The 21,897-nt window shown below is 65.7% G+C and carries 12 protein-coding genes; 3 read left to right on the top strand and 9 right to left on the bottom strand.

What is annotated here, in order from left to right; all coding sequences use genetic code 11:
* Positions 1-27: 27 nt before the first annotated feature.
* The 4 genes from ASD56_RS12475 to ASD56_RS12465 form a co-directional block, all read right to left on the bottom strand.
* Positions 28-1,500 carry a DUF1254 domain-containing protein gene (locus ASD56_RS12475; protein ID WP_235565697.1) on the bottom strand — a complete coding sequence of 491 codons (1,473 nt, stop codon included), beginning with the start codon at positions 1,498-1,500 and terminating at the stop codon, positions 28-30.
* Between the two features lie 240 nt (positions 1,501-1,740).
* On the bottom strand, positions 1,741-1,944 hold the full coding sequence (locus ASD56_RS16050) for a hypothetical protein (protein WP_082541462.1): 204 nt from the start codon (positions 1,942-1,944) through the stop codon (positions 1,741-1,743).
* Between the two features lies 1 nt (position 1,945).
* On the bottom strand, positions 1,946-2,404 hold the full coding sequence (locus ASD56_RS12470) for a DUF6325 family protein (RefSeq protein WP_055966189.1): 459 nt from the start codon (positions 2,402-2,404) through the stop codon (positions 1,946-1,948).
* Positions 2,405-2,502: 98 nt separating this feature from the next.
* Positions 2,503-4,416 (bottom strand): clostripain-related cysteine peptidase, encoded by a 1,914-nt coding sequence (locus tag ASD56_RS12465; RefSeq protein ID WP_055966187.1) that lies wholly within the window; start codon positions 4,414-4,416, stop codon positions 2,503-2,505.
* Between the two features lie 223 nt (positions 4,417-4,639).
* Here ASD56_RS12465 and ASD56_RS12460 point away from each other — a divergent pair, with 223 nt between their 5' ends.
* Positions 4,640-4,945 (top strand): carboxymuconolactone decarboxylase family protein, encoded by a 306-nt coding sequence (locus ASD56_RS12460; protein ID WP_055966185.1) that lies wholly within the window; start codon positions 4,640-4,642, stop codon positions 4,943-4,945.
* A 9-nt stretch (positions 4,946-4,954) separates the two neighbouring features.
* Here the strand turns inward: ASD56_RS12460 and ASD56_RS12455 are convergent, their stop codons facing one another.
* Both ASD56_RS12455 and ASD56_RS12450 read right to left on the bottom strand, forming a co-directional pair.
* Positions 4,955-7,042 carry a helix-turn-helix transcriptional regulator gene (locus ASD56_RS12455; protein ID WP_157536082.1) on the bottom strand — a complete coding sequence of 696 codons (2,088 nt, stop codon included), beginning with the start codon at positions 7,040-7,042 and terminating at the stop codon, positions 4,955-4,957.
* A 377-nt stretch (positions 7,043-7,419) separates the two neighbouring features.
* The gene (locus ASD56_RS12450; RefSeq protein WP_055966181.1) at positions 7,420-14,622 is read right to left on the bottom strand and encodes a DUF7507 domain-containing protein; all 7,203 of its coding nucleotides are present in this window, start codon (positions 14,620-14,622) and stop codon (positions 7,420-7,422) included.
* Between the two features lie 272 nt (positions 14,623-14,894).
* Between ASD56_RS12450 and ASD56_RS12445 the strand changes: the two genes are divergently transcribed.
* Complete coding sequence (locus tag ASD56_RS12445; protein WP_055966180.1) at positions 14,895-15,239, top strand: hypothetical protein; 345 nt, start codon at positions 14,895-14,897, stop codon at positions 15,237-15,239.
* A gap of 129 nt (positions 15,240-15,368) precedes the next feature.
* Here ASD56_RS12445 and ASD56_RS16230 read toward each other — a convergent pair whose 3' ends face one another.
* Positions 15,369-16,733 carry a hypothetical protein gene (locus ASD56_RS16230; protein WP_157536079.1) on the bottom strand — a complete coding sequence of 455 codons (1,365 nt, stop codon included), beginning with the start codon at positions 16,731-16,733 and terminating at the stop codon, positions 15,369-15,371.
* A gap of 213 nt (positions 16,734-16,946) precedes the next feature.
* On the opposite strand from ASD56_RS16230, the gene ASD56_RS12440 reads away from it, so the two are divergent.
* A complete protein-coding gene (locus ASD56_RS12440) occupies positions 16,947-17,684 on the top strand; it encodes a hypothetical protein (RefSeq protein WP_157536076.1) in 738 nt (245 codons plus the stop codon).
* A gap of 499 nt (positions 17,685-18,183) precedes the next feature.
* On the opposite strand, the gene ASD56_RS12435 is transcribed toward ASD56_RS12440, so the two are convergent.
* Both ASD56_RS12435 and ASD56_RS12430 read right to left on the bottom strand, forming a co-directional pair.
* Entirely contained in the window at positions 18,184-19,074 is an 891-nt protein-coding gene (locus ASD56_RS12435) for a formylglycine-generating enzyme family protein (RefSeq protein ID WP_082541461.1), read from the bottom strand.
* A gap of 50 nt (positions 19,075-19,124) precedes the next feature.
* Positions 19,125-21,491, bottom strand: coding sequence for an arylsulfatase (locus tag ASD56_RS12430; protein WP_055967142.1), 2,367 nt, complete (start codon positions 21,489-21,491; stop codon positions 19,125-19,127).
* Positions 21,492-21,897 lie beyond the last annotated feature (406 nt).

The raw sequence follows: 21,897 nt of genomic DNA, 5'->3' as shown, positions 1-21,897 counted from the left end.
CGCCACTCAGCCTGGGCACCGTCGACCTCAGTGGGCCCCGCTGCGTGTAATCTCCGGCAGTCTCCAGGTGTAGTCGAACCATGATTCCAGCGGCCCGTAGATCCGCAGCAACGGCCACCACGACTTGCCCGGAAGCGTCGGGATCCAGTTCGATTCCTTGCCCGCGGGTGCTGTCGGGGCGAACCAGAGCACGTAAGAGCCGTCGTCCTCGGCGCGAAGTTCCCCACCGAGGCTGGATTTTGCGGGATATTGGGCGGACTGCAGGAGGGACCTGGTTTGAGTGTCGTAGATGTCGATCGCCCAGAAGTTCTTCGCGGGCGCGTTCGCAGGAATTGTCAATGAGTAGGTCTGCGCACCGTCGAGCAGGGCGCCGTCAGCATCCTCCGCTGTGTACGCGTAAGCGGAGCCTGCGCCCACTTGCGCATGTGCCATGGCGGGCGTGATCACTGTCGCGGCGTAGTGGAAAAGAGTGCGCGCATCGAGGTTGCGGGCTCCCTCATTGAGGAACTCGTAACTGCCGCCGACGAAGCCGTTCTTCCAGGAAGACCCTTCCCAGCGGAATGACTCGGGCGCCCGGGCCGCGTAGAGCGTGGCGCGCGCCATGGCTGCGCCGATTCGGGCAGCGTTGTCGAGGATGCCGCGCAACCGCTCGTCCGGAGCGAACGGCTTCCCGTGCACGATGCCAAGCGAGGCGAGAGTGCCCGCTCGCTCTGGGTCCAGCGAGCCTGGCGGCTCCTCGGCGATGAGCTGGGCGATTTCTTCGAAGAAGGAGAAGTCGTTGGCGTGCACGGTGTTGAACACCTGCTCGCCGATGTTCACGAATGTGTTCTCCGGGGCGGTGCCGGCGTCGCTGAGTCGGTAGATGCGGGACTGCTTGATGGCCTCGACCCCTTGCAGGGCGCGAATCACAACGAAGTTCGTGAACGTCGGGCAGTCGTAGATGTAGTAGCCGTCGGGACGCTCGCCCTCGTAGCCAGGAGGCAGGAACAGAAATTTGCCACCGGCGCCCTTGTCGGGGCCGGCGATTCCCATGTCCGCGACGTACCGGAACCAGAAGTCGTCCACGACACCCAATGACTGCGGCGGCGCCTCGATCACCGTCGGCCCCCAGGCCTTCAGATCGAGGAATGTGACCCCGTAGGTGGTTTCCGTGTTGGGCGTGAGGAAGATCGGGGTGGACGTGCACCGGGGGTCCGTGTAGCCGATCGTGTCGGGCGAGCTGACGCCCGCCACTCGCAGACCCCGCCGCATCGCGACCAGCGACGCGCCGGGGACGGCGTTCAGGAATGCGGTGATGCCTCGGACCAGATCCAGGCCATCGAAAATCGACTGAACCGATTCGGGCTTGGGTACTCCGTCGAAGAACTCGAACTCGCCGAACGGCGTCGGCAGTCGATCGGGCGTGGAGACGTGCGATACCTCCTCTGCGAGTTGCTCGTTCGTCAGTCCCAGTCCAGCAGATCCATCGATGGGCATCGTCATCTCCTCGAAGTCGTTCACCTCGGCGACTCTGGCAGTGGCGAGCGGTCATGCCATCACCTCTATTGAGTGATCTGCGCGGGTACGCACCGCGTTGCGCTCACCCACGAGGGTTCGCCGCCCGGGGGCAAAGGTCTGCCCCCCGCTGACGAGCAGCGGGGGGCAGAGGCGGGCGCGCTTGGGGGTACGCGACTGGGGATCACGTTTGCGCCCGCGGTCTACGCCAGATCCGTGAGGCGTATGCGGTCCACGATGTGTCGCCTAGATGCGGCGGTAACGCGGTGTGGCGACGGCGCCGACGACAGCAGCCGTGGCGACCGGTGAGCGGCCTGGTGTCACCGCGGCGCCGACCACCGCAGCCTTCGCAACCGGAGAACGACCGGGTGTGACTGCCGCCCCGACGACCGCCGCCTTGGCGACGGGCGCCCCGATGACGCCGACGCGTCCGACTCGTCTTCCCAGCATGTCAGGCTCCGATCTGCACGGCGTCGGCATCGGCCTCGATCGAGGCGATGATGGATTGGATGGGAATGCGGCCGTTGGCGATGAGCTGTCCACCGGCGCGCCGGGCCGCGGACGCGAACCCGGCGGCCCACAGGTTCTCGTAGACGAGGACGCCGGCCACGGTGCCCGGGTCCATCGCTGCGGCGAGATGCGCGACGTCGTCGGCGGCGAGCAGTTCCGCGAGGTCTGCTTCCAGACGCACGAGGGGTCCGAGGTCGTCGAGCTCCGAGAGCTCGAGCGCCTCGATCGTGCCGTCCGCGTCCTTGGTGAGCACGAGGATGTCGATCACGCGGATCGTGCCAGCGTCGACGAGCGTGAGCAGTTCGGCGGCCATCTCGCCGGTGAAGTGGGAGTGGCCAGGTGGGAACTCGACGACGACGAAGTCGACGGGACCGAGTTCGTCGAACGCGGAATCAGTCATGGAACTTCCTTCCTCTAGGTCTTCATTCTCTGAGTTCTAGCGCGGGCCGACTCACCCACGATGAGTGATCTTCCCGCGACCGGTATTCGCGTTTAGGCTCATCGCGCCGTCGCGAAGACGCTGGTGTAGTCGCTCTGGCCGCCGAAGTCGGTGACAGAGAGATCGAAGGTCAGCTCCGTGCCCTCAGGAATGTCGTTCACGAAGAACTCGAGTGCATCCAAGTCAGCGGTGATCCCGTCCGGCACCGTCTGCTGATAGATCCATTCGCCGTCGGCTGTTGAGGCGAGCGCGATCGGGAACAGCAGACCGTCGGGATCGGGGTCGAACGCGCCGAGCGAGCCGGTGGAGTCCCGAGCGTAGAAATCCTGCTCGAGAATCGACCCATCCTCGTCGAGCACGACGGTCATCAGCGCGTCGCGATACTCCGAGGGATCGTCGCCGGGCGCGACATAGTCCATCGGGATGTCGATCACGGTGTGACCCGTTCCCGGGTCGATGCCGAGGCTCTGGTAGACCAGCGCATCCTCGCTGCCGTCGCCGATCGTCAAGTAGGTCAGGTCGTACTCGGCTCCGACGCCGACCGCGCCGTCCTGCTCCATCACCGTCGCGGGCATCTCGAGCACGTACACCAGCTCCCCGTCGTTGTCGAAGCCGACGGCCACCGAGGCGTCCGCCACCGACTCGGCACCGGCGGCCGGCATCGGCGCGAACACGCCGACGCCGTCTTCGCCGAGCGTGACGACCGGGTTGATCGCTTCGGTGAAGGCGGCGCGCGATTCCTCCGCCAGGAGTGCCCCGCTGGCGAAGTACTGGGCCAGCATCGTGGGCCACGCCGGCACGTCGTCCAGGCCCATGTAGTCCTCGTAGAAGAGGTTCTCAGTCGGGGGGAAGTAGATCGACAGTCCAGTCGAGGTGCTCGTCGCGGGTCCTGCGATGTGTTCCAGCACCACGGCGTCCAGCGCCGCGATCGCCGCGTCGGCGAGGCCTGCGATCTCGCCCTCCTCAGCCGCCAGGTTCGCGAGGAACCCACCGAGATCGATCTGGTAGGAGCTGCTCGTCGGGTCGGGGTCTCGGCCGAACTCGAGCACGTCGTTCTGCGCTGATGCGACATCGGGACTGTACGTGATCGGATCGGCGACAAAGGCCTCGGCGACGTCATTCATCGCGACCTCGAGATCGTGGACTGCGGCGAGGTCGATCAGCCCGAGCGTGATGTCGGACTCCGTGCCCTCCTCCTCGGCCTGTGCTTCGTATCCCTCGATCATCGTCATCGCGAGGTCGGGCGCGGCGATGTCCGGATCCTCGCTGACCGCCGCGAGTTCGCGATAGTCCCATCCGTGGCCGGGCTCGACCTCTTCCGAGGCCACGAGGTAGTCCGCGTATGGCGAGAGCGTGCTGACCACCTCGAACGTCGCCATCAGGCAGGCGTCGAAGCCGAGCAAGTCGAGCTTCTCCTCCCCCGCTGCCGTGAGGCCGGCGTCGATCCCGGCGGAGATCTCGTCGAGCTCGAGCCCGTCCTCACCGTCGGTCTGGTCCGCTCCCATGCCCAGCCATCCCCCGCCGTGGTCCCACAGCAGCAGGGCGTAGTTCTCGGCCGGGTACTCGGTCATGGCCGTCTCGATGAAGGTGGCCAGCGTGTCGGAGGAGCCGGTGTTGAGTTCACCGAGGTCCGCGACCTCGATGAACTCGTCCTGCCGCACCTCGAGAAGCTTGGTGTCCTCCCAGTCGTCGAGGTTGAGGACGCCGTCGTCCGAGTAGTCGGGGCTGCGATCCACCATCGCCACGATGTTGAGATCGTCGCTGGATCCGACCGTCGCCATCTCGGTGAGGTCGTCGAGTGCGTACGGCTCGAGGTCGGTGTCGCCCATGACATAGGCCATGAAGGTCCAGGATGCCTCGGCCTCGGCATCCGATTCCTCTGTGGCGGTCGTGCCGAACAGGACGAGCGCGATCACCGCCAGGACCCCAACGGCCGGAAGTACCACCAGCAACATGAAGCGCTCCGCAGACATGACCCGACCCCTTTCACCGTGCCGGCCTCTAAGACGAGAGCGGCGGTCGAAATCGGAGCCTAGGGCGGCGTGGCGAGGACGGGCATCACCCGAGGCGGGTGGAACGCTCCGCAGACATCACTCGAATCGAGTGACGCGCGAAAGGACGGTGACTTGCTTCACTGTGGCCAGCCGCTCATATTCGAAGCGGAAGCGGTCAGGCAAACCCCAGAGAGGACCAGACGTGGACTACGCAGACTATCTGCGGCGGCTCACGATCGACTCGCCCCGGTTCGACGAGGCACCCGACCCTGGCGAGACGATCGGAGCCAAGTCGCGTGCGCTCATCCGATTGGCTGCCTTGGTCGCCGCGTCGGGCGCCGAGTCCTCGGTTCACCGCGAGATCGACGACGCCCTCGCCGCCGGAGCCAGCGCGACTGAAATCGTCGAGGTGCTGGAAATCGTGATGCCCCTCATCGGACGCTCATGCGTCGTCAAAGCAGCTCCGAAGTTCGCGTCGGCCTTGGGTGTCGACGCGGACCTTCGCTGATGCTGATTCTCACTCTCCGAGGAGGCCGAGCTCGATCGCGCGCTCGACGGCGGACGACCGCGTGGTGACACCGAGCTTGCGGTAGATGGACTTGACTTCGGTGCTGGCGGTGTTCCGCGAGATGAACAGCCTGCTTCCGATCTCCCCGATCATGAGGTGGGTCTGCAGGTACGGAAGCAGGCGCATCTCCGCGGGGGTGAGGGGGAGCGCGAGGATGTTGCCAACATCATTGCCGAGGATGTTGCGAAGCTCGGCCGCGGGATCGGCGAGCGCAACGAGATTCGGACGACGCAGGAGGAGGTCGTCGACCTCTTTCATCAGTTGCCGCGCAGAGACGGCATCTCCTACAGCGGCGAACCCTTTGGCGATCTGGATCCGCGCGCGAATGGCGACGAATGGCACCACGTGAGTGCAGTGGATCCTCGCTCGCATCGCGCGTGCGAGCAGTTGGCGTGCTCCAGCACCATCGCCTTGGCGGAGTGCGACGCGCGCAGAGACGGCAAGGGCCAGGGTCGCCGTGGGGTAGTCGTCGATGTGGTGCTCGTCGATCTTTCTCATGGCCTCATGCGAGTGGTCAGCCGCAGTCTGCACCGACGGGCCATCAAGGGCGAGTGCGGCGAGCTCGGCTTCACTGAGGATGATGGCGATGGTGTTCCCACCCCTCCGACCCCGCTCCGCGGAATCGGTGAAGGCGCGGCGCGCTTGATCGACACTGCCGTTGAGAATCCATGCGGTTCCCAACAGATACAGCGCGGGGGCTCGCCAGGGGCTCCATTCGGGGATGTTCGCCGCGGCGGACCGCGCATCATCGAGGATCCCTGAGGGGTCACGAACGCACATCGCGGTGCGGATCATCGCACGGGACGACTCGAAGATGACGGCTTCGTCTTGGGTCTCGAATTCCACCTTGGTGCGCTCCAGCATGGAGGCTCGCATTTCCGCAGCAGGCGACTGGCCGCGGAGCGCTGCCGTCCAAGCGGCAATCACCATCAGCTCCGGTGATGCCTCAATGGCGGCTCCACCGAGCCTGCTGAGCCACCGGTCCACGAGCGTGGCACGGCCGCTTTGCCACGTGGGGATTGCCAACGCGGCGACCAGACGTCCCGCCAGTCTCAGCTCTCCCGCCGCGTGGTAGTGCTCTAGCGCGCGTTCCGGAGATCCGTCTGCCACGCACCATTCAGCTGCACGGCGGTGAAGAAGACCAATCGTGTGGGTGTCGACGCGAGCCAGTTCGGCAAGAAGAAACTCTCTGAACAGAGCGTGGTAGCGGAAGAGCCGGCGATCCCTGTCGAGCGCCACGATGAACACGCTCCGGGACTCCAGCTCCAACAGCTGCGCGTGTGAGTCGTTGCGCTCCAGTACCGCATTGCACAAAGGCCCGGACATCTCCTCGAGCACGGCCGAGCGGCGCAGGAACTCGCGCGCATCGTCGGAGAGGCCCACGAGGACCTCGCCATACAGGTAGTCCGCAACGAATCGTTCGCGGCCCGTGATGTCACTGACATCCGCGCCCGAGCGCACCGCCAAGGCGCAGAGAAACAACCCGGCAGCCCATCCCTCGCATCGATCGACCGCCCACCCGAGGGTCTCGTCGGAGACGGTTACGCCTGCAGCCCGGAAGATCGCCCGCGCGCCGTCGTGCCCGATCCTCAACTCGCGAGGGGTCACTTCGAAGAGCGCTCCCTCCGCGCGCAGACGGGCGAGGTAGGGCTGCTCGTGCCGACTCGCCAGCACGACTTGCGAGCCCGCCGGCACCCCTGCGAGCACCACCTCCAGGACGTCGTGACAGGCGTCCGAAGATGCGGCGTGGATGTCGTCGATGAGGAGGACGAACGGCGTGGGCGCGTTGCTGATGGCGGTGGCGAGAACCGGCGCCGAACGGCCGAGAACCCCCGTTTCCGTCGCGACCATCTCTTCTGAGAGGGCGTCAGCCTGCGGCGACACGTGAGCGAAAGCCGTGGCGAGCAGGGTGAGCAGAGCGACGGGGTCGTCATCGTACGTGTCGACCGTCGCCCAGGCGACGGGGCGACTCTCCGCCTCTGCCCATTCGGCGAGCATCGTCGACTTGCCATAGCCGGCCGGTGAGGTCACGGCCACGATCGGCGCCCCGCTCTGCCGAGCACTGTCGATGACTCCACGTCGACTCACCCCGCCGGTCCTAGAGCGCCGGGGCGTCGTCTTGGACACCAGAACGTCGGCTCCGAGGCTTGTCGGCGATGCGGTGTTCGCGACCCTCAATTCCGACACTTGTGCATCCTAGCCACGCGAAGTGGCGCGCAGAGGCCGCCTGGCGGCATGTGACGATCTGCGGCGGCAGGACTCGCCGCTCACACCGCGCGGGTGATGAAGCGTCCCCGACGCGGGCCGTTGCGTCGGTTCTGCAAGGCGCCCGTGCGCCTCAGAGCCGCTAACGGCCGGAGCGGAGCCCGAACCCCAAGTCGGGGGCGCTCGGGCTCGGGCTGGTCAGTTGACCACTAGGACCTGTCGTCCGTGCGGCGGCGTCGGGAGAGCATCAACAGCAGCAGACCGGCGATGAGCGCTCCGCCTGCAGCGACAGGCAGGGATCCGATCTCGGCCCCGGTGACCGGCAGCGACCCGCTGCCGGATACCGGCGGCGAACCGCTGCCGGATGCCCCTGCGGGAGGATTCGCCGGCGGTTCCGCGATGCGCGGGGTGGTGCCGTAGTAATGCGACCAGTCCTCATCAGTCACCGGCACGCCGGGGACGGTGTTGCCGGCGACGTCGGTGGTCTCCGGCCCCAGGGCGATGACGGTGCCAAGGTTGGCGTACTGGTCGGCGATCGCGGTTCCAGTCGCCGTGCAGGTGAACTGCTCGTCGGGCGCCAGCGGGCCGTCGAAGTTGTTCGAACTCGTCTCGGTGCCGTCAGGCGCCGTGCACGTGATGTCCTCGGCGGGCACCATGTCGTCGGTCACGACGACGTCGGTCACCGGCACGTTGCCGGTGTTGCGTACCACGTAGGTCCAGCGGACCACACCGCCGACGGTGACGAGCGGACCGATCGGCGCGTCGGCGTCCTCGCCGTTGGTGGCTTTCTCGATGTCGATCTGCGGTGCGACGCCGAAGTAGTGGGCCAGGTCTTCGTCGGTGACTACGGCGCCTTCGACGACGAGGCCATTGACGTCGGTCGTCTCGGGGCCGGCGGCGAGCACCGTGCCGGTGTTCGCGTACGGCCCCGCCGTGGCGAGGCCGGTGGCGACGCAGGTGACGATGCCGTCGACGGTGATGGGGCCGACGATGATGTTGCTGCCGGTACCGTCGCAGTTGATGTCGGCATCGTCGAGCATGTCGTCGGTGACGATGATGTTCCTCAGCGGCACGTCGCCGGTGTTGCGGACCACGTAGGTCCACCGCACCTCGCTACCGACTGCCACGAGCGGGCCGGTCGGCGTGTCTGCGTCATCGCCGTTGACGGCTTTCTCGATGTCTACAGCGGGCTGGATGCCGAAATAATGCGCCCAGTCGTCATCGGCGACCTCAGTGCCGTCCACGCGGACGCCGTTCACGTCCGTGGTCTCCGGTCCGACCGCCAGCACCGTACCGAGGTTGGCGTACTGGCCGAGGACCGCCGTGCCGTTGGCGACACAGGTGATCGTCGCATCGGCCGCGAGCGGCCCGGCGATGATGTTCTCCCCGGTTCCCTCGCAGTCGATGTCCTTGGCGGGCACCATGTCGTCAGTCACGACGATGTCGGTCAGCGGCACGTTGCCGTTGTTGCGGACCACGTAGGTCCAGCGCACCGGGGTCTCCCAGTTCACGGTCGGGCCGGTGGGCACGTCGGCGTCCTGGAGGTTCGTGGCTTTTTCGATGTCCACGGAGGGCGCGATGCCGAAGTAGTGCGACCAGTCCTCATCGTCCACGGGAGCTCCGTCCACGAGCATGCCGTTGACGTCGGTGGTTGCCGGTCCGACTGCGGTGACGGTGCCGAGGTTCGCGTACTGGCCGAGCGTGGCCGTTCCGGTCGCGACGCAGGTGACGGTGTCGTCGACGGCGAGCGGGCCGGCGATGAGGTTGCTGCCGGTGTTCTCGCAGTCGATGTCCTCAGCGGGCACCACGTCATCGGTCACGACGATGTCCGTCAGCGGCACGTTGCCGGTGTTGTGGACCACGTACATCCAGCGCACCTCACCGCCGACGGTCACGTTCGGGCCCGTGGGCACGTCCGCGTCCTGACCGTTGGTGGCCTTCTCGATGTCCACGGAGGGCGTGATCCCAAAGAAGTGGGACCAGTCCTCATCGTCGACCTCTTCGCCTTCGACCGCCTCGCCGTCCACGTCGGTGGACTCCGGGCCGACAGCCGTCACGGTGCCGAGGTTCGCGTACTGACCACGGGTGGCCATTCCAGTGGCGACGCAGGTGATGATGCCATCCGGGGCGAGCGGCCCGGCGATGGTGTTCTCTCCGGTGTTGTCGCAGTCGATGTCCTCAGCAGGAACGACGTCGTCGGTGACGACGATGTTGGTCAGGGGCACGTTGCCGTTGTTGCGCACGACATAGGTCCAGCGGACCTCGCCACCCACGGTGACGTTCGGGCCGGTGGGCAGGTCCGCGTCCTCGAGGTTGGTGGACTTCTCGATGTCCACCTGAGGGGTGATGCCGAAGTAGTGCGACCAGTCCTCATCACTCACCTGCGCCCCAGCGACGACGATGCCGTTCACATCGGTCGTCTGCGGGGCGTTGCCGGTGACGGTGCCCAGGTTCGCGTACTGACCCAGCGTCGCCGTTCCAGTCGCCGCGCAGGTGATCACGTCATCGACCGCCAGCAAAGCGATCACGTTGCTGCCGGTGCCGTTGCAGTCGATGTCTGCCGCGGGCACGACATCGTCGGTGACGGTGATGTTGGTCAGCGGCACGTTACCGGTGTTGCGGACCACATACGTCCATCGGACGTCCTCACCGACAGTCACGTTCGGGCCGGTGGGCACGTCCGCGTCCTCACTATTGGTGGCCTTCTCGATGTCGACCTCGGGAGCGATGCCGAAGAAGTGCGACAGGTCCTCATCCGACACCGGCGCGAGCGTCGGATCAAGACCCCTCACCGTCCCGGTGTTCTCGTACTGGCCGAGGGTCGCGGTACCGGTCGCGACACACGTGAACGTGGCATCCGGAGCGATCGGACCAGGGACGACATTGCTGTCGGTGCCGTTGCAGTCGATGTCAGCGGAAGGGACCTTGTCGTCGGTGACCGTCACATCCGTCAGGTTCACCCCACCGGTGTTGCGCACCACATATGTCCACCGCACCGCACCCCCGACGGTCACGTTCGGGCCGGGGGCCACCTCTGCGTCGTCGCCGTTGGTGGCCTTCTTGATCTCGATGTCCGGCTCCGGCATCAGAGCCAGATCGACGGTGAACGCCGTGAATGAGTCGGGGATCAGCTCTCCGGCAAGCCCTGCCACATCATCACCCGTGGGCCCGTTGCCGCCGGTCAACCGCCCGGCGGTGCGCACGTTGGACAAGGTCACCGGCGAACTGGTGAGCCCGTTGACCTGCGGGTCAGGCGCGGCAGTGTTGTTGTTGTCGGCACCCTCGTTCGGGGCCAGCGCCGTTCCGGACCCGGCGGTTCGGACCACGAATTTCTCCAACGGAGCGCCGTCGGCGAACATCGCCGCGGGGATCCGCACCGTATACGTCCCTGCAGGCAACGCTGCCACCGACCAACGCCCCGCCGAGTTCGTGACCCGGGTTGCGACGACATCACCGGCGGCGTTGAGCACCTGAACGCTCACGCCCGGGATACCTCGCTCGTTGCCATCGACGCGGCCATTTCCGTTGCGGTCACTGAACACCAGGTCGCCGAGAGTGAACCCGGGCATCAGCACGAACGGCTCACTGGACAGCAGCGGCTGGTCCGGGAACGTGCCCGAGAAGATCATCGCCCGGTTCACGTAGACGTTGTCCAGATCCGAGCTGACAGAGACCATCGAGATCAGCGCACGCACCCGCGATGACACGGGGAGGAACTCCCCCGACACGAACCGCACCGCCGTCACATCAGCGAAGTCAGTGATCTCCGCCGCCGTCCGCCACACACCACCCGGCGCCTCCGGGTTCGCATTCGACGCGTTCCGCGGATCGTGGTTCAGCGTCGGCGGCGCATTCAACGAGTAATACCAGGTCCCCGACACGGCGTTACCCACACCTGTCCCACCGCGCACATACGTCGGCGCCGGCAAAGGCCCTGTCAACTCCACGATCCCGGAGTAGTCCGATTCGTACTGATCGCGAGCAGAGCCCGATGCGGAGTTGCCGTCACCATTCCACGGCAGCACATCGATGATGTCCGGCGGCTGGAACGCGATCTCCGTCGACGTGTTCCCCCAGTCCACCGACCACGTGAACGCCTCACCCGACTCCACCAGCGGCTTGTCCACAACCTTCGTCACACCCAGCTGCCCGGTTCCCACCACCTGAATCGTCCCAGTGTTGGTCGGCTGGTTCTCTGCATTGCTTGCGCGCGCGAGGACGTTGTTCACGAACGAGTCGCCGGGCTGGGCGAGGGAGTCCACCGTGGTGCAGATCCTCAGCCGCGGCGCACCCGCAACAGACTGGTGGAACAACCACTGCCCCCCTGTCGTGCTGGTGATCGGGATGTCACCGGCGTGGAACGTCGCCTGACGTGTAGTCGCGTCGTAGCTGACGGTCACATTCGGCGGCAGCAGGTTCTGCGTGCAAGCAGGGTCGAAGTGCAGACCCGCGGGAATGGTGTCCACCACCTGCACCTCACGCAGGGTCGCACCGGCGGTGGTCCGCCCTGCTGACACGTTGAGGTTCCACACCACACTTTCGCCGGGGCGGTACTGCGTCGGCGTTGCGTTCTTGTCGACTCCCAGCGTCATACCGGTGAAGAACATCTCACGTTGGCCGATCCCCCAGTTCGAGCCGGTCGTGCCCGTTGGCCACGCGCCGATGTTGGTGGTCCGGACACCGGAGGGAATCGCCTCCCCCGCGTTCGGGCCGCCGTTGTAGAACGTGCGCGTGGTGAGTCCGAAGACCAGGTGTGCGTTGAAGGGCCCGATCTCTACGTGGGTCGGGCTTACCGGTCGCACCCGCACCATGTTGACCCGGTCACGCCAATCCGCACCGAAATCCACCGCCGGGTTCGTCGACCACGGCCCGGCGCTGTCACGGCATTGCCGGGCAGCCGTCTGGAGCGAAGAGGAGTCGATCGGGAACAGGTTGGTCGTGGTGTTGCGCGGGCCAGCCTGTGTGTTCACGGTGTTCGGTCCGACCGCGTACTCGATCACGTAGTTAGCGGGATTGACGTTAACACCTGAGGGGAAGCTGCCCATGGTCGCCATGCCCGAGATCGAGTACACGGACACGTCGAAGACGTCGCACAGGCGAAGGTCAGGGACGATAACGCGATTGTTGTTCGCGCTGAGCGATACGAACGAGATCGCGCTGTTGTCCCCACCGAAGGTCGGAAAGCCGTTGATCGTATTGCCGTTGCGCACGAAGGACTTGTTGCCGGTGAGTGTGCCGCACTGGTCGGCGCTCGGCCGGATGCTGCGCGCGTCGACGTTGTTGCCGGTAGCGGTGGTGCCGTTCCAGCCGGGCTCGAACCCGGTGCCGTTGTTCAGCTCGCCTCCCGCCGTCCAGCCGTCAGAGTCGATCGCCTCGTTGCGCAGGTTGATGCTCACGTTGGTCGCGCAGATGTCACCGGGGATCTGCTCCATCGGAATGAAGAACCGCGCCCAGAAGCTTCCTTCACGAAGATCGAAGCCGCGCTGGTTCGGCTCGAAGCTCATGTCCCAGCCGTCGGCCGGCTGCGGGCCGGTCTCACAACTCGCAACACCGGTGTTTGTGTTCGTCGGGAAGCAGTCGACAAGGTGTGCTCCGGGGTGGCTGGTCATCCGGTCCTTAAACGTCACCGGACGGTCCAGCCACGGCCCGACATTGTCGGCACCGGCCAGGTCCCGGACGGTCATGCCGTATGAGACGAGCACCCCGGAGACAGCGACCCCGTCAATCGTGTGGGTCGTGATCACCGGACCACCACCGAAGCCCTTGATGAGGTCCCACCGCGGCGCTGCGGCGCTGGCGGCGATGGTGACGAGGTTGTTGCCGGTGCCGTTCCAGCCGGGCTCGCGACCATCGCCGAAGTTCAGCGCGTCGCCGTTGAGCTTCCAGCCTTCGGTTCCCTGCGCACGGTTGTCGAAATCGAAAGTCCCCGTCGGGTTCGGGCCACCCGGCATCCACGCCGGGTCGATCGCCCGGTTCATCTCCGCCATCGGGACGAACACCGTCATGACCATGTAGCCGATGCTGACGGCATCGGCGGTGTTGCTCGGCTGGGCGCTGACGTTCCAGCCGTCGGTGCCCTGCACCTCGTTCAGCGGGCAATTCAGCCGCCACGGTGAGTTAACGGTGATACCGAGCCCGTCTGCCGTGTTTGCTCCCCGGCACTCGGTGATCCGCGCGCCCGTGAACTCCGGCATCACATCGGTGAAGGCCACCGGCCAATTCAGGTCGCTGCCCCGGGCGCCGCCCATGTCGGCCATGCTGAACACGTAGCGAACCAGGTAGCCCGCTTCCATCCCGGCGCCGAAATTCTGCTCCGTGAAGGTGGGGCCAGGATCAATGGAGCCGTTGCCGACGTAGCGGGTCTTCCGCAGATCCCACGCCGCCGTACCGGTCACCTCGACCCGAGGCCCGGTAACAGTGTTGGACACCCCCGCTTCGCCCGCCGCGGCGAACGCACGCAGCGAGATTCGCGCGGCCGAGGGGATGGGCGTGGTGCCCGCGAACCGGTACGACAGCTGCATCGCTGCCACTGTCGAAGACATCGTGCCGACGTTGCAGCGGACCGTGATGGAACCGTCTGCGTTGTTCGTCACGGACGAGACCGGGACCGCGCCACTGCCAGCGCCGAGGCATCCCGCGGGCATCCCGCTGGCACCGGGACCGACGAGCTCCAGCCTCGCGCCCTGCTCGGGGCCGATCGTGTACTCCGCGATCACGTTCGGGACGGTCGTCCCACCGGGGAGGCCCGTCAGGGAAATAGCGAACTGTTGCATGACGGTGTCCGTCGTGCGCACGACGCAGTTGCTTGAACTGGCGTCCATCCCAGGGCCGTCAGCCGCGTCGAACGGCGGCGTACCCGTCAACGCCAGGCCCTCGCACGCGTTCGCCATCGGCAGCTGTTGCACGACCAGATCCGCGATCGGCTGCATGCCGGCATCCAATGCGGTCACGCGGGTGCCGCCCGCGATCGTGAACGGAGCTGAGACACCGCGTTCGGGCTGGCCGGGCAGCGGTGCTCCGGCGCGGATGAAGTCGTTGGCGCCAGAGACGGCCGCGGGAAAGCGGAACGACCCTGGCGCGGTCACACGCACCACGAAGTTACCGTCGGCGACGTTCGCGAACGAGTACGTGCCGTTCGCCGCTGACGTCGTCGTGGCGGCGACCGTGCCGCCCGGGGAGGTCAGCAGCTCGACCGTAACGCCGGCGCTGACCGGCTCACCCGTGGTGCGCAGTCCGTCACGGTTCGTGTCGGCCCACACCACGCCGTTGATGAGACTCCCGGGGCCGGCGAACGCCGCCGGCTGACCCGGCGTCGGCAGGATGAACCCCGCGACCGTGACGAAGACTGCGATGAGCGCAACAACCGCGCGGAATCGTGTGCGCGAGACGCCGTTGTTCAGTTGACTTGCCATGTGGTTACCCCCCGGTGCCCACCTCGCGGCGGAATCGCCGCCAAGACCTTGCCTCACGCTCCCCAAGCAGGGCTGATCCCGGCATCACCCTCATTGGGTGAAGTACGGACTCGATCGGTCGCCGCGCTATCGCCAACCGATCTAGATGGACTGGTGCCGGAGAGCGGACGCGCGAAGTTGACCACGAGAAGAGACAGCAATGCACGCAGGCACTCTTCAGAGTGTTGCTCCGATCCCTTGTTAGGACTGGCCTCGCGTGACAACCTGGTTACATGGCTCGGGGACGCCGAAATGCCAAGCGTGAGCTCGCTCAGACCCGTGAGATCGAGGCGGTGAAGCGAGCGGAAGAGGAACGACTCGAAGTTGAAGCGAAGGCGGCATTCGAGCGCCGGCTGACCCGAAAGTGGGGATCCGATCGCGCAGCGCTGGACCGCCTCAGCGCTCTGTCGCGAGATCTCGAAAAGCTCCACCGCGAAGAGTCCGGGCTGCTTCGAGAGCGCGACGCCCTCGTGCAGATGCTCCGTCGCGGCGGTCACAGTTGGACGGCGTTGAGCTCGCGCACGAAGTTGAGCCGGCAAGCGCTGATGAAGCGGTTGAACGCCGAAGACTCGAGCTGATAGGGAAGGTTCGACGCCAGCTTCGGCGGGTCAACGCCGGCGCCAAGTTTTCGCCGTTAGGAGCGCCCTGATCGGTTGCACGCCTCGCGAAGTACGAGAGCGGCCGACTGGTTGAGAGTCCGGGTGCAGCTACGCAAGATATGCGGACCCGCCGAAGCCCGGGATCCCCATCATCTGCAGCGTCTGGTGGCGACGAATCTCCGGACGCACTCGCAGCGCCGGTGCTTCTGGCATCGCTACAACAGGAATTGATGCTGCATAGGCGGCGAGCACACACTCTAGGAGGTGCATGGTCGCTCCCGAGAGACTGTCGAGAGCGGGCCCGGGTGCAATAAAGATGCCGGGTATCGCCTCGGTTCGGAAGATGTCGTTGGCTGGCGTGCCGAAGATGCCCGAAGCGAGGGCCTGCAATGCTTCCGCGGGGTCTTGCATGCCACCGCTCAAGTCTGGATCCTCCCAGTCGTGGACCAAGTAGGTGGTTGTGCGTTTCCATTGATGAGCGCCAGTGTCGATCGGAACCGTTCGCTTGCCCCCGGCGTGCACGAAGTTGCGCAATCCTGTGACCGCCCGCGTGGCCAGCACTTGCTCGTCACTGAAATGGAAGCCCAACTGATCGGAAAGTCGATCCCTCCAATCTGGGCGCTGGAAGCCGATCTTCGTCCTATGTGTACGGAGACCGAGCACCGCGTCGAGGTAACGAGCAGTGGCGTCAAGGGCGCTAGTCATTTGCACGAGCGCTACATCGACATCATCGGCCAGTTCATTCAGCTCAGCGACGGTCGGGTGCTGCAGGACGAGACGCCACACGTTGTCACGGCGAGCAAGAGCGCTTGCTAGCTTCCGTTGCGCCCCGTTGAGGAGAGCGGATCGGTCGGGCTGGGTCAGCTGCGCGGAATGCTGTGCAAGCAGAGTGAGCGATGGGCAGTAAGTATTGACGGTCGACTGGAAAAACGTTGAAGCTGGTTGACTCATTTCTGTCAGTCTCGGGCTGATCGCCCTTATCAGGTCGCCGGCTGACCTCAGATAGAGGGCGACGAGCGGCACCGACGCGGCCGGGGTTCTGATGGGAAGGACGCCATTCCCGAGTGCCGACGCTGCCAGGCTCGTTCTTGCAGATATCAGCACGTCCGCGCTGACTTCTTGCGCAGTCGAATAAAGCGCACGGTCCTCCGGCGAGAGTGATCCCCCAGGGAAGTCAGCAGTCGTGAGCCCGAGCGATTCCACTGAGTAGTCGAGCAGCGTCTGCATGTTCAAGGTTTCGCCGCTCGCAACACTAAGCGAGCGTCCGGCGAAGGGGTCACCCGGAGAATCGGTGGCCGGGCCGAGTGTCACCCAACCCAGTGCGGACGACCCGAAGCTGTCCGTGTCGAGCATCGCCGAGTCCGACGGTGGGCCGTTATCGCTGAACTGAATGACTTCCACTCGCTCGCGTGCCAGCAGCATGTCCAGCAGCCCATGGCTCTCGGCTTCAACCGTATCTCGGTCGACCAGCACGCGTAGGTCGCGCGTCGGTGAGGACGTCGTCGCCCAGGGGGTATCGCGATCACTATGCACAATGTCATGTTCTCAGCGAGCGTCTGCCCTGGACGAGCGACGCCCCGAGTGCCTCGCACGCGACGGCGGGCGCATCCGAGGGCGGCTGTCAATCCTTAGCCGAGCACGAATCGAACACGTGCCCGAACGAGTCATGTGATGGAGGATTGGGGCATGCCCGGTCAGTCTCCCGTTGATGACACACCCATTCGTGAGCTGCGGGTCACGCTCCCCCGCGACTCAACGGCGGATGCACTTGTAACCGCGGGCGCATCGGTCGCCCTAGGGGTGGTGCCGCTGATCGGCTCGGCCTTGTCCACGTCATTTCAGTCGGCAGTTCAGGCGGTGAGCGACCGGGAGATGAAGGCGTGGCTCGCGCGCATGGCAGAGGTCGTCGACGCACTCGCCCATCTCGTGAACATGCCCGTCGAGGACGTCGTCGGAGACGGGCAGTTCTATCAATCGCTTGTGCGGGCAACTCGCGCAGCACAGGAGACCACAGACGCCACCAAACTGACGCAACTGGAGGCTGGGGTAGCGCACAGCGGGTCATGGACTCAACGCCCACCGGTACTGGAACGCACGTTGATGAAACTTCTCGTTCAGCTCGAACCCGAGCAGGTTGAGGTGTTGGAGCTCGTCCGTGACCCCCGGGGGTACGCACTCCTGCACCCGGAACTAGGCGAGACGTTCTCTCTTCGCGACGTTTACCAGAAGGTGCTCGGCGTAGCCGGTCCGTCTTCACTCGAGATCATCGGCAGACAACTCAACGACCTCTACCTGTCGGGCGTCATGCGGGCCGGTTTCGGTCCGGACTTCGTGCCCCTTCAGGACGACTCAAGAGAGTTCGCACTCACGGAGCTGGGCGTGCAGCTCGTCGAGTATTGCGCGCCAGTTCGCATGACTCCGTAGCCGCCGATCACCGGTCAACTGGTTGTGGGCGGGTCGCCGCTCTCGCTGGCCGCAGTCGTTCGAATCCCGAATTCAGCCGCGACCGTTCTCACGAGTGCGACGCGTCCTTCGTGGAACAGAGCCAGCGACGCACACCTGGCTCATCGTTGGCGCCGCGTGACACATCTACTGGCACAGTTAATCGCGACACGCCGTGTTTCTATGTGCATGGGGATGCTGGTGTGTCAGAAATTCGGCACACCGAAAACAGCGGAATTACGCGGCAAAAGGGGCCATTTGGACCCCAGAAAATGAGAGTTCGAATCCCCTATCCTCCGCCATGTGAGTGAGCGCCGTCCCGAAGGGGCGGCGCTCACTTGCATAATCGGGCAGCGCGATTCGAGGAGAAGCGAAGCGACGGAGTCCCCTATCCTCCGCCAATCAGATCCCACTGGTTCAAGGGATCTCCCGTCCGTCGAAGTCGCGTGACACACCTACTGGCACAGCAGGAGGGCATACGTCAGATGTCGCGGGCGCAGCGGAACCCGATGTGGGACATCGCGGTGTCCTCAGCCTGCGGAGACCGCGCGGCCGGCCGGAACCGCAGACAGTAGTCCGGCGAGCACAGGTGCGACCCGCCCTTGAGCACCCGTCGGGGTGTGGAGAAGCCTTCCTCCGCACTTGCGGTGGCGAGGAGGTTCTGTCGCCTGCCGGCATCGACGGGCTTGTCGGAGAGCCGCAGGTGCCGGGGCGTGTAGAAGTCGCTGGTCCACTCCCACACGTTGCCGGTCATGTCGTAGAGCCCGTACCCGTTCGGCGGATAGGAGCCGACGGGTGCGGCATCCCCCACTCCCTTGTTCTCGTAGGGGAATCGACCCAGCCACGAGTTCGCCAGAGGGCGCCCGTCTGGATAAGGCTCGTCGCCCCAGGCGAAGCGCGCACCCTCGATACCGCCGCGGGCGGCGTATTCGTGCTCAGCCTCGGTCGGGAGCCGCTTGCCCGCCCACTCGGCGTAAGCCGTGGCATCCTCGAAGGCGATCTGGACGACGGGATGCCGCATCCGCTCGTCGATCGACGAATCCGGTCCGAACGGCTGCCGCCAATACGCGCCAGGCTCCCAGCGCCACCAGTTGCGCCACTCGCGCAGATCGACCGGTCCCGCCGTCGGTGTGAACACCATGGCGCCGGGAACGAGTGCGGCCGGGTCGGCACCGGGGAAGTCCGCGGGGTCGAGCTCGCGCTCGGCAACGGTGACGTACCCCGTTTCCTCGACGAATCGTGTGTACTGCTCGTTCGTCACCTCGTAGCGGTCGATGAGGAAGGGCGCGACGGCTCGGTCATGGACGGGTGTCTCGTCCGAATAGAACTCACTGGACCCCATCCGGAAGGACCCGCCGTCGATCCGCACCATGCCGTCGGACGCCGGTGGAGACGCGCTCATCGAACCGTCCGCCTACCCGTCTACTGCCTCGCCATCGCGATGCGCAAACGTTCATCGTCGTCGATCAGGTGGTCGTGGTCATCCTTGCCGGTGTCGATCTGGACCCACTGGATCTTGCCGGTGAACCGGCTGCTCCCGAGGGTGTAGTCGGGGCTCACGGACGTGCCCGACTCGAAGCCTACGTCGGTGGTCTCATCGGCCGAGAACACCATCGGCTGGGTCGCTTCCACCCTGCCCGTGCCGACAGCATTCCCGTCGTAGAACAAGGTGACGCCGCCGCCCTTGGCGAGCCCCCCACCGTCATACGCGAACTCCATGCGCACCTGGTGCTTTCCCGGGGTGATGACGGCATCGGCGGTGGTCGCGAAGGAATGGATGCCCAAGACGTTGTAGACGAACTTCGCCTTGCCGCCGGTGAAGTAGAGGCTCCAGCCGCCGAACCGGCCGCCCTGAGCGATGATCACGCCTTCCGCGCCCTTGGCCGGCACATCGATCTCGGCCGTCACCGAGAAGGACTTGTTCTTGATGCTGACGACGCTGCTCTCTGACAGGCGCCCCATGCCGCCGAACAGCAGCTGAGAGTCGCCGTGGATCAGCGTCGGCCGACCAGCCAGTTCAGGATTGAGGCGCTCTCCCGTGCGATCGTCGATAGGCAGGACGTTGTACTTCACGGCCTCGATCAGCCAGAGCCGCTGCAGCTCGTGGAGCTTCTCCGGATTCTCGGCGGCCAGATCTCGCGCCTGGCTGTAGTCGGAGGTGCCGTCGTAGAGCTCCCACACGTCGTCGTCCAACGCGGGCACCGTGCCGCCCACCATCTGCCAGGGCGTACGGTGCTTGGTCACCGCGCTCATCCCCTGGAAGTACACGCCGCGGTTGCCGAACATCTCGAAGTACTGCAGGTCGTGGCGCTCCTGCGCGTCCGGCTGCTCGAACGTGTACAGCATGCTCGTGCCCTCGATCGGCGCCTGCTGCACGCCGTTCACCATCGTCGGCTGAGGCAGACCCGCCGCCTCGAGGATCGTCGGCGCGACATCGATGACGTGTGAGAACTGACTGCGCAGGCCGCCCTTCTCGGCGATCCCCGCCGGCCAGTGCACGATGGTCCCGTTGCGGGTGCCTCCCCAGTGCGAGGCCACCTGCTTCGTCCACTGGAACGGCGCGTTCATCGCCCACGCCCAGCCGACCGCGTAGTGGTTGTACGAGCTCGGCGATCCGAGCTCGTTCAGCTTCGAAGCCAGGAACTCGGGCGTCTCGAGGGCGGCCATGCCGTTGAAGTTGGCCATCTCGTTGAAGGCCCCGTTGAGAGTGCCCTCAGCGGACGCGCCGTTGTCGCCGACGATGTAGTAGATCAGCGTGTTCTCGAGGACCCCGAGGTCCTCGATCGCGTCGAGCACGCGCCCGACATGGTGATCGGTGTGCTCGAGGAAGCCCGCGTACACCTCCATCTGGCGCTCCAGTACTGGCTTGAGCTCGTCCGGCATGTCGTCCCAGGCGGGGATCACGTCGTGCCGAGGCGTCAGCTCCGTCTCGGGGGGGATCACCCCGAGCTCCTTCTGTCGCGCGAACGTCTTCTCGCGCTGCGCGTCCCAGCCGTCGGCGAACTGCCCCTTGTACTTGTCGGCCCACTCCTTCGGCACGTGGTGCGGCGCGTGCGTGGCCCCGGGCGCGAAGTACACGAAGAACGGCTTCTCGGGCATCAGCGCCTTCTGGGTGCGGATCCAGCTCACCGCCCGATCGGCGAGGTCCTCGGTGAGGTGGTAGCCCTCCTCGGCGGTCGCGGGCGGCTCCACGGGAGTCGTCCCGTCGTACAGCGCGGGCTCGTACTGGTTGTTCTCGCCGCCGATGAAGCCGTAGAACGTCTCGAAGCCGCCGCCGCCCGACGGCCACGCGTCGAACGGGCCCATCGGTGACGACTGCCAGACCGGCACCTCGTGGCACTTGCCGAACTGCGCCGTCGAGTAGCCGTTGAGCTTCAGCGTCAGGGCGAGCGGCGCCTTGGTGTTCGGCCGCAGCGAGCTGTTGCCGGGTGCCGACGTCGCGGTCTCGGTGATGCTGCCCATCCCGACCGAGTGATGGTTGCGGCCGGTCAGCATCGCCTGCCGGGTCGGTGCGCACAGCGCCGTGGTGTGAAAGCGGTTGTACTTGAGACCCCCGGCTGCGAGCCGTTCGGCGTTCGGCGTATTGCAAGGGCCTCCGAACGCACTGGATGCACCGAACCCCACATCGTCCAGCAGCACGATCAGGACATTCGGAGCGCCATTCGGGGGCAGGAGCGGAGTGATCGGTGGATACGCCGTGGCCGGATCCTTCGCGTCGAAGGTCGTGAGACCGGGTGCCTGCACATCCGGAATAGGCAGCATGGTGCGGGCGTGGCGATCAGGATTCATGATCACTCCTTGTCCTTCGATGGAAGTGCGCGTCCGCAACGTAGCGCCGTGGCACTCTTGGCGCCTCACCCCTTGAGGATGATGACCGGCTTCCCGCGGGGCGACCGGAGACGTGGGATCGGCGGGGTTCCTCGGGCGCCCACCGCATCGACCGCGCTAAGCCACAGGGTGATTCCCAGAAGCGATCGACACGACACGCGGACGCTGAATGCCAAGCGCAAGCGCGCTCAAAGCCGTGCCACCAATTCGGCATACCGGAAACGCGGAATTACGCGGCAAAAGCGGCCATTCGCACCCTACAAGATGAGAGTTCGAGTCCCTATCCTCCGCCACTTCCGACGTCACCGATCGACCTGCAGCCCGGTGCCAGAAAGATACGCCGCCCTTTGCGCAGCGGCCCCCCTTG

The organism is Microbacterium sp. Root166 (genome assembly GCF_001427145.1).
Taxonomy (GTDB): domain Bacteria; phylum Actinomycetota; class Actinomycetes; order Actinomycetales; family Microbacteriaceae; genus Microbacterium.
Note: the sequence above shows the minus strand (reverse complement) of the source record. Positions and strands in the feature narration are given on the sequence as shown.

Bases quoted from the DNA above. Each gene is read 5' to 3' on its own strand.
- ASD56_RS16050 (WP_082541462.1), bottom strand. From the start codon at position 1,944: ATGCTGGGAAGACGAGTCGGACGCGTCGGCGTCATCGGGGCGCCCGTC.
- ASD56_RS12470 (WP_055966189.1), bottom strand. From the start codon at position 2,404: ATGACTGATTCCGCGTTCGACGAACTCGGTCCCGTCGACTTCGTCGTC.
- ASD56_RS12465 (WP_055966187.1), bottom strand. From the start codon at position 4,416: ATGTCTGCGGAGCGCTTCATGTTGCTGGTGGTACTTCCGGCCGTTGGG.
- ASD56_RS12450 (WP_055966181.1), bottom strand. From the start codon at position 14,622: ATGGCAAGTCAACTGAACAACGGCGTCTCGCGCACACGATTCCGCGCG.
- ASD56_RS12445 (WP_055966180.1), top strand. From the start codon at position 14,895: ATGGCTCGGGGACGCCGAAATGCCAAGCGTGAGCTCGCTCAGACCCGT.
- ASD56_RS12440 (WP_157536076.1), top strand. From the start codon at position 16,947: ATGCCCGGTCAGTCTCCCGTTGATGACACACCCATTCGTGAGCTGCGG.
- ASD56_RS12435 (WP_082541461.1), bottom strand. From the start codon at position 19,074: ATGGTGCGGATCGACGGCGGGTCCTTCCGGATGGGGTCCAGTGAGTTC.
- ASD56_RS12430 (WP_055967142.1), bottom strand. From the start codon at position 21,491: ATGAATCCTGATCGCCACGCCCGCACCATGCTGCCTATTCCGGATGTG.